The organism is Streptomyces panaciradicis, from assembly GCF_023516615.1.
GTDB classification, from domain to species: Bacteria; Actinomycetota; Actinomycetes; order Streptomycetales; family Streptomycetaceae; genus Streptomyces; species Streptomyces panaciradicis.
This window is the reverse complement of record NZ_JAMGBF010000314.1, coordinates 1-1,503: the sequence shown is the minus strand read 5'-3', so window position 1 is coordinate 1,503 and position 1,503 is coordinate 1. Positions and strand designations below refer to the sequence as shown.

Genomic DNA, 1,503 nt, shown 5'->3' with positions numbered 1-1,503 from the left:
CACGAGATGAGCCACGGCGTCACGTCGAACACGGCCGGGCTCAACTACAGCGGCGAGTCGGGCGGTCTGAACGAGGCGACCTCCGACATCTTCGGCACCGGCGTGGAGTTCTACGCCGCGAACTCCTCCGACGTCGGCGACTACCTCATCGGCGAGAAGATCGACATCAACGGCTACGGCAGCCCGCTGCGCTACATGGACAAGCCCAGCAAGGACGGCGCGTCCAAGGACAGCTGGTACTCGGGCCTCGGCGGCCTGGACGTGCACTACTCGTCCGGCCCCGCCAACCACTTCTTCTACCTGCTGTCCGAGGGCAGCGGGAAGAAGACGATCAACGGGGTCGACTACGACTCCCCGACCCAGGACGGCTCCACCGTCACCGGGATCGGCCGGGACAAGGCCCTGCAGATCTGGTACCGGGCGCTGACCACCAAGTTCACGTCCACCACCAACTACGCCTCCGCGCGCACCGGCACCCTCGCGGCGGCCGGCGAGCTCTACGGCACCACCTCCGCCGAGTACAAGGCGGTGCAGGACGCCTGGGCGGGCGTGGCGGTCGGCTCGCGCTCCGGCGGCGGGGGCGGCACCGGGACGTCGTACGAGAGCACGACCGCGGTGTCGATTCCGGACAACGGCCCCGCCGTCACCTCGTCGATCACGGTCTCCGGGCGGACCGGAAACGCACCGTCCAACTTGCAGGTCACGCCGAACATCACTCACACCTGGCGCGGCGACCTGGTGATCGATCTGATCGGCCCGTCGGGCACCGCCTACCGGCTGAAGAACTTCAGCTCCTCCGACTCGGCGGACAACGTGACGGACACCTACACGGTGAACGCCTCCACCGAATCAGCCAATGGCACCTGGAAGTTGAGGGTCCAGGACCAGGCCGCGCAGGACGTCGGCACGATCAACAGCTGGAAGCTCACCTTCCCGTAGGCCGCGGGCCCCTGAGGCCTCAAGCCCCGAATTCAGGGCGCCGCCCCGGTGGTTCGACTCCCCGGGGCGGCGCCCCTTTTTGCCGTCGCCTTACGTCCCGGAGGTTGGCCCTTTACCGGCGCCAACTCGGTTTACACGCCCGCAATGTTCACCTGGCCGACGTTTTTCGGCCAACATCACTTGAGGGGACTGACATGTACGCGCCCGGATGTCACTCTTCCTCACAACCGCCGCACAACCTCAAGCAACCCGTGACCCGGCATCCCCACGCCGGGCGAGGACTCCCCCACCACAAGGAGCTTGTGTGACCCCCCTCTACGCGCGTCACAAGCGCTCGACTCTGGCCATCGCCACCGCCGTCGCGGCCGGAGCCCTGCTCACCACCGGTCTGACCACCGGTACCGCGGCCGCCGCCCCCACCAGGGCGGACGCCGCGACCGCGGCCCGCCCGGCGGCCGCCCCCACCGCGCTCTCGGCCGCCACCCGCGTCTCCCTGATCAAGAAGGCGCAGGCGGACGTCGCCGAGACGGCGCAGAAGATAGGCCTGGGCGCCAAGGAGAAGCT

General features: G+C 68.6%; 1 protein-coding gene and 1 pseudogene. Both read left to right on the top strand.

The genetic code is table 11. From position 1 onward, the window contains the following. Window positions 1-939 (top strand): M4 family metallopeptidase (locus tag M8J74_RS44125; protein WP_249841764.1); only part of this gene is annotated, 939 nt, incomplete at its 5' end. A 304-nt stretch (window positions 940-1,243) separates the two neighbouring features. Beyond that, a pseudogene (locus M8J74_RS44120) lies at window positions 1,244-1,503 on the top strand (M4 family metallopeptidase); the annotation flags it as partial.